Raw genomic sequence first — 5,709 nt, 5'->3', positions numbered from 1 at the left:
CAACGATTTCATCGTCGCCGGCCAGGGCAAGGGCTGGCACGTGGACCGCGCCGCCTTCGACGCGATGCTGGCCGCGGCGGTGCCGGCGCAGGGCGGCACGCTGCTGCGCGGCCTGCGCCTGGGCGCGGTCGGCCGCGCCGCCGATGGCGATCACGTGCTGGAGCTGCACGAAGAGCAGGGCGGCGTGCGCTGGCTGAGCGCCGGGTTCCTGGTGGACGCCAGCGGCATCGCCGCCGCGGCGGTGCGGCGGCTGGGCGTTGCCCGCAACGAGGTGGATTGCCTGGCCTTCGTCGCCGGTGTGTTCGCGCTGGAGCAGGCCGAGGCGATTCCGTCGCAGGCCTTGCTGGAGGCCTGCGCCGACGGCTGGTGGTATGCGGCGAAGTTGCCGCATGAGCGCTTGATGCTGGCCCTGGCGCTGGAGCCGCGCCGGCAACGTCAGTACCTGGACCGCGACGTGTGGCTGGCGGTGGCGCACCAGACCCGGCATGTCGCGCAGTGGTTGGCGCAGGGCGCGGCCCGCGCGCCGGAGGCCGATGGCCTGATCGCCGCACTGGGGCCGTCGGCGATTCTCAGCCGCGTGGTGGGCGCCGACTGGTTGGCAGTGGGCGACGCGGCCAGCGCCTACGATCCGCTGACCGCGCACGGCATCGTCAAGGCCCTGCAGGACGGCGAGGCCGCCGCGCACGCACTGGCAGCGCATCTGCAGGGTGCCGGCCCGGCGCCGCTGGCGGCGTACCAGGAGGGCGTGTTCGCGCGTTTTCGCGCCTACCTGCGCGAACGCGGGGCGCTGTACGCGCGCGAGCGGCGTTGGGCGCAGGCGCCGTTCTGGCAGGCGCGGCTGGCGGGGTGATGCCGACCGCCACGCCGTGCGCGAGCGGTAGAGGACGCCGAAGCTCAGATCCCTTCAACGCCAACCACTTGCCGGCGGTATTGGGCTGCCCCCGGCGCTATCCGTGCTCGCGTGCCAACGCCGCCGTTTCCGGCGTGACGCAGCGGTGGCGCATTTCCCCTGCATCGCGCGCGAGCCGGTGGCGACCGATCCGCGGTGATCCGCCCACGTTCACTGCGCGGGCGGTGCCGCTGCGGTCAGCCTGACGCTGCTGCGCTCGCGCTTGGACAGCAGCGGCAAGGTCACCGCCTGCTCGCCGGGCGCGGCGTACAGCCACAGCGCACAGCAGGCAGCGTAGGAGGTCAGGTTGCTGCTGCGGAAGGCGACGATGCTGGCGCTGTAGCAATCCGATCCGTGCCGCAGGCGTATGTCGGCGACGTAGTCGAACGTATAGTGACCGGGCCCGTGCCACGGCCATTGCGCGCGTTCTTCGGGGTCGCTGGTCGCTGCTGGAACCGGGCAGCGCGCGTCCGGGTTCGGCCGGCGTTGCCGGCCCTGTGCGTCGAAGCCGAGGCGCTGCAACTCCCGGTCCGCGACCGCGCGCAGTTGCGGGTGCTGCGTCAGCCAGCGTGCGGCGTCCTGCTCTTCGGTCGTGGCGTTCGCAGTATCTGGCGCAGGCGCCAGCGTATGCCGATAGCGGTAGCGCACCTGCAGCACGCGGGAGCTGCTGCGCTCTTGTGGCAGCGGCGATAGCGGGCGCGACAGCGTCAGCGTGTCCTGGAAGTAGTCGCCGTCGCGATAGGCGGCATAGCTGCGGCCGTCGATGCGCAGCCAGTACAGGGTCTGATCGCTGCCGCGGCCGTTGATGCTGAAGGTGCCTGTCGCCGGCGCTGTGTCGGGTGCGGTGTTGGGCAGGGCAAGGAAGCCGTGTACGGGGTCGCGGCGCAGCACCGTGATCTCGGTGAACAGGCCAGTGCCGCCGACATAGGATGTGATCACCAGATCGCGTTGCCCGTCTTCGTCCAGATCGAGCAGGGTGTAGTGGTCGTCGCCGTTTTCGGAAACGTCGTCCTGCGCGGTGCCGGCGTCACCCAGGTATGTGCGCACCGCTTGCCATTCGTCTGCGGTGACGCCGGCCGGTTGCACGAGTGGCGCGGCTGCGGCGCCCGCTGCGGCGAGGTCGAAGCTCACGCCAGTGGTGTCCTCATGGCGCTGTAGCACCGTGTCGATCGGCGTAGGGTTGCTGGCCGGTTCGGCCTCGATCTCGCGGCGCAGCTGCTCGAGTACCTGCGGCAGCGTCGCCGTCCCGGGGGCAGCCGCATGCGCGGGCGCCGGGCATGCGGCCAGTGCGAGCAGCGCCGCCGTCGCCCACGATGTCGGCCGTATCCGTGGCATCCACCGTGGTGCGGCGGCGAAGCGCGCAGGCGCAGCAGGCGCTGCGGCGCCGTTCATGCGCTGCGCATCCACGGCGGATCCAGCTGCGCGATGCGCGCGAACGCCGGGCAGTCTTCGCGGTGCGCGCCGGGCAGGTAGCCCAGGCTCATCAGGAACTCGCCGGTGATCTCGCCGCCGGTGAAGCGGAAGGTGCGCTTGAACAGCTTGATCCACTCGGCCTTGCTGCGCGGATGCTGCGCGTCCAGCCAGGCGGCGAAGCTGCCGTGGCTGGCCCGCAGGCGCTGGATCACCTGCGCGTTGTGGATCGCCGCCTGCACCTTGAGCCGGTTGCGGATGATCCCGGCATCGCCGAGGAGGCGCAGCACGTCGGCCTCGTCGAAGGCCGCCACCGTGTCCACGTCGAACCCGGCGTAGGCGGCGCGGAAGCCGGCGCGCTTCTTCAGCATCAGTTCCCAGCTCAGCCCGGCCTGGTTGATCTCCAGCACCAGCCGCTCGAACAGGTCGGCTTCGGCGCGTTGCGGCACGCCGTACTCGTGGTCGTGGTAGTGGCCGTGCACCGGGTGCCCGGGGGCGATATCGCAGTAGCTGCTCATGCGGCGGGTATCCGTCAGTCGATCTGGTCGTTGGGGTCGGCGGGGTAAAGCTCGGTCCGCTGGGTGCCGGGCAGTTGCAGGTCGGGCCAGCGCCGCGGCAGCACCTGCAGCTTGCCGTCGCGCAGTGCCTGGTACAGCGCCTCGGCGTTGTCGCCACGACGCGGGAAGAAATGCGTCCGCGCCACGTCGCGCCAGCCGCTGCCCGGGTCGGTGTGGATCCGGCATTCGACGCCGTAGCCGGCGCTGGCATTGCACAGCAACACGTCGTCGTGGCCATCGCCATCCAGGTCGCGGCGCAGCGCCACGCAGTGCGCGTGCTCGCGCCGGCAATTGCCGTCCTCGATCGTGCCGGCCAGCAGCGCTTGCCACCACGCGGCGTCGGGCTCGGCGCTGCCGGCGGCCAGCACGATGCGCTGGCGCACCTGCAGCGGATCGTCGCTGCGCGGCGTTTCGTCGTCCTCGTCGCCCCAGCGCTTCTGTCGCTGCAGCATCCGCTGCAGGCGTTCGCGCTGCACCGTGTCGTCGGCGAACGCGGGCACCTCGCGCAGCGCCTGCACCGCGCGGTAGCCACGGCGGCCGCTGTCGAAGCGCAGGTAGGCCAGGTCCAGTTGCGCGGCGCTGGTGCGGCCATCGGCCAGGCGCTGCAGTTGGTCGCCGACGACCAGGCGGTAGGGGTCCAGCAGCGGCGAACTGGTCGCCAGCGCCAGGCCGATCACCACCCACGACAACACCCGGTTCACCGGCGCCAGCGGCTGCAGCCAGCGCGCGCCCGGGCGCAGCACCGCCCAGGCATAACCGCATGCGTAACCGCAGGCGACCACCGCGACCAGCACCCCGGCAAAGCGCTCGGTACTCCAGCCGTACTGCCCGATGCGCAGCGACAGCGCGTACAGCGCCAGCCCCGCGTACAGCGGCAGGCTCAGCAGCCCGGCGTCGATCACCCGTTGCAGCCAGGCCGGGTAGGGCGCGTCGGCGGTGCCGTCCTGGTACACCGCATTGACGAAGACCACCAGCGTGGCCACCACGGCGATCAGGATGCTGGCCGCGGCCCGGGTCTCCCACAGCGGCTGCAGGCCGGTGAACGGCAGGCTCAGCGCGAACAGCACCGCCACGAACGCCAGCAGCGGCAGTAGCCCGGTGCAGATCGCGAACAGGATCTGCCGCATCACCTGCACCGCGCGCTGCTGGGTGCGGCCGATCAGGATGCCCAGGCCGAACATGGTGCCGGTGGCCAGGTAGACGAAGGCGGTCTGCCGGAACAGGTCGCGGAACAGGGTCAGCTTGACCAGCGCGAACAGCGCACCCCACAGCCACAGCACCAGCCAGCAGATCCCCACGAACAGCAGCGCCAGCGCCAGGGTCAGCGCGTTCTGCCAGGCATGCTCGAACAGGTCGCGGTACGGCGCCTGCCAGCGCCCGTGCTGCAGCCGGCACTGCAGCCACGGCAGCAGCACGAACATCGCCAGCGCCACGGTCGCAGCGAACGGGCCCAGCACCTGGCCGGCGCGCAGGCCGGGCGCGCCGGTGGCGTTCCACACCGCCCAGGCGGACAGGGCCGCCACCAGCACCGCCACCGCGATGGTGTGCTGCCACAGGCGCAGCGCGCCCAGGTGCCGCACCGACAGCAGGGTCATGGTCGGCACGGTCAGCACCAGGGTGTACCAGCACACCTGACCGCCCAGGGAGCCGAACGGCCACAGGCCGCGCTCGGCGCCGCGCTGCGCCAGGTACAGCAGTGCGCCCTGCAGCAGGGCCACCAGCACGATGAAGGCGCGGGTCTGGCGTGGCAGGTCGGGGGGCGTGTCCATGCGTGCGTGCTCCTGGGCGACCGGTCGCGGCCGCGGTCGGGCGGATTATGGCAGCCCGCCGCAGCCCGGGCAGCGCGCACGCGGGAGGGACGATAGAATGGGGCCATGTCCGCTTTGCCCACGCCTCTGGCCAACCAACTGCTGATCGCGCTGCCGGCGCTGTCCGATCCCAACTTCGCCCGCAGCGTGGCGCTGATCTGCCAGCACGACGAGAACGGCGCGATGGGCGTGGTGGTCAACCGCGCCTCCGAATACACCCTGGGCGAAGTGCTGGAGCAGATGGGCATCGAGACCATCGACGCCACGCTGCGCGAGCAGGTGGTGCTCAGCGGCGGGCCGGTGCATCCGGAGCGCGGCTTCGTCATCCACGACGGCGCGCACGGCTGGGATTCCAGCCTGGCGTTCGCCGACGGCCTGTACCTGACCACCTCGCGCGACGTGCTCGAGGCGATGGCGCGCGGCGAGGGGCCGCGCAACGCGGTGGTCGCGCTGGGCTGCGCCGGCTGGGGCGCCGGCCAGCTGGAATACGAACTGGGCGAGAACAGCTGGCTGACCGCACCGGCCGATGCCGAACTGCTGTTCGAGCTGCCGCTGGAGCGGCGCTGGCAGACCGCGGCCGGGCGCATCGGCGTGGACCTGTTCCGCCTCACCGACTACAGCGGGCATGCCTGAGTCCGGCCTGCCTGCGCCTGGCGCACCCGCGCCCGCCAGCGCCGCGCCCGCGACGATCCGCCGCGACGGCACCGTGCTCGGTTTCGACGTCGGTCACCGCCGCATCGGCGTGGCCGTCGGCAGTTGTTTCGGCAACGGCGCGCGCGCGCTGGCGGTGATCGACGTGCATGCGCAGGGGCCGGACTGGCCGGCGCTGGACCGCCTGCATGCCGAATGGCGGCCGCACGGCCTGGTGGTCGGCGATCCGCTCACCCTCGATGGTGCCGACCAGCCCAACCGCAAGCGCGCGCACGCCTTCGCCCGCGAACTCGGCGCGCGCTACCGCCTGCCGGTGGTGCTGGTCGACGAGCGCTCCAGTTCGGTCGAGGCCGCGCAACGCTTCGCGGTGGACCGTGCCGCCGGCCGCAAGCGC

6 protein-coding genes are annotated in these 5,709 nt (G+C 72.1%); 3 read left to right on the top strand and 3 right to left on the bottom strand.

The features are described from left to right. A partial coding sequence (locus tag D588_RS0111545; RefSeq protein ID WP_017916087.1) for a tryptophan 7-halogenase occupies positions 1-850 on the top strand: 850 nt, incomplete at its 5' end. A 210-nt stretch (positions 851-1,060) separates the two neighbouring features. On the opposite strand, the gene D588_RS0111540 is transcribed toward D588_RS0111545, so the two are convergent. The 3 genes from D588_RS0111540 to D588_RS0111530 are packed head-to-tail and all read right to left on the bottom strand — an operon-like array spanning position 1,061 to position 4,625. Continuing rightward, positions 1,061-2,281: a hypothetical protein gene (locus tag D588_RS0111540; RefSeq protein WP_232764283.1), complete on the bottom strand. Its 1,221-nt coding sequence runs from the start codon at positions 2,279-2,281 to the stop codon at positions 1,061-1,063. Then, positions 2,278-2,817 carry a DNA-3-methyladenine glycosylase I gene (locus tag D588_RS0111535; protein ID WP_017916085.1) on the bottom strand — a complete coding sequence of 180 codons (540 nt, stop codon included), beginning with the start codon at positions 2,815-2,817 and terminating at the stop codon, positions 2,278-2,280. Before D588_RS0111535 ends, D588_RS0111540 begins: the two co-directional genes overlap by 4 nt. A gap of 14 nt (positions 2,818-2,831) precedes the next feature. After that, positions 2,832-4,625: a DUF4153 domain-containing protein gene (locus tag D588_RS0111530; protein ID WP_017916084.1), complete on the bottom strand. Its 1,794-nt coding sequence runs from the start codon at positions 4,623-4,625 to the stop codon at positions 2,832-2,834. Between the two features lie 105 nt (positions 4,626-4,730). Between D588_RS0111530 and D588_RS0111525 the strand changes: the two genes are divergently transcribed. Continuing rightward, entirely contained in the window at positions 4,731-5,297 is a 567-nt protein-coding gene (locus D588_RS0111525) for a YqgE/AlgH family protein (RefSeq protein WP_010344126.1), read from the top strand. A 7-nt stretch (positions 5,298-5,304) separates the two neighbouring features. Further along, positions 5,305-5,709: Holliday junction resolvase RuvX (gene ruvX / locus D588_RS0111520; protein ID WP_198526760.1), on the top strand; the 405-nt coding region annotated here is incomplete at its 3' end.

It is taken from the genome of Xanthomonas sp. SHU 308, from assembly GCF_000364645.1.
GTDB classification, from domain to species: domain Bacteria; phylum Pseudomonadota; class Gammaproteobacteria; order Xanthomonadales; family Xanthomonadaceae; genus Xanthomonas_A; species Xanthomonas_A sontii.
Note: the sequence above shows the minus strand (reverse complement) of the source record. Positions and strands in the feature narration are given on the sequence as shown.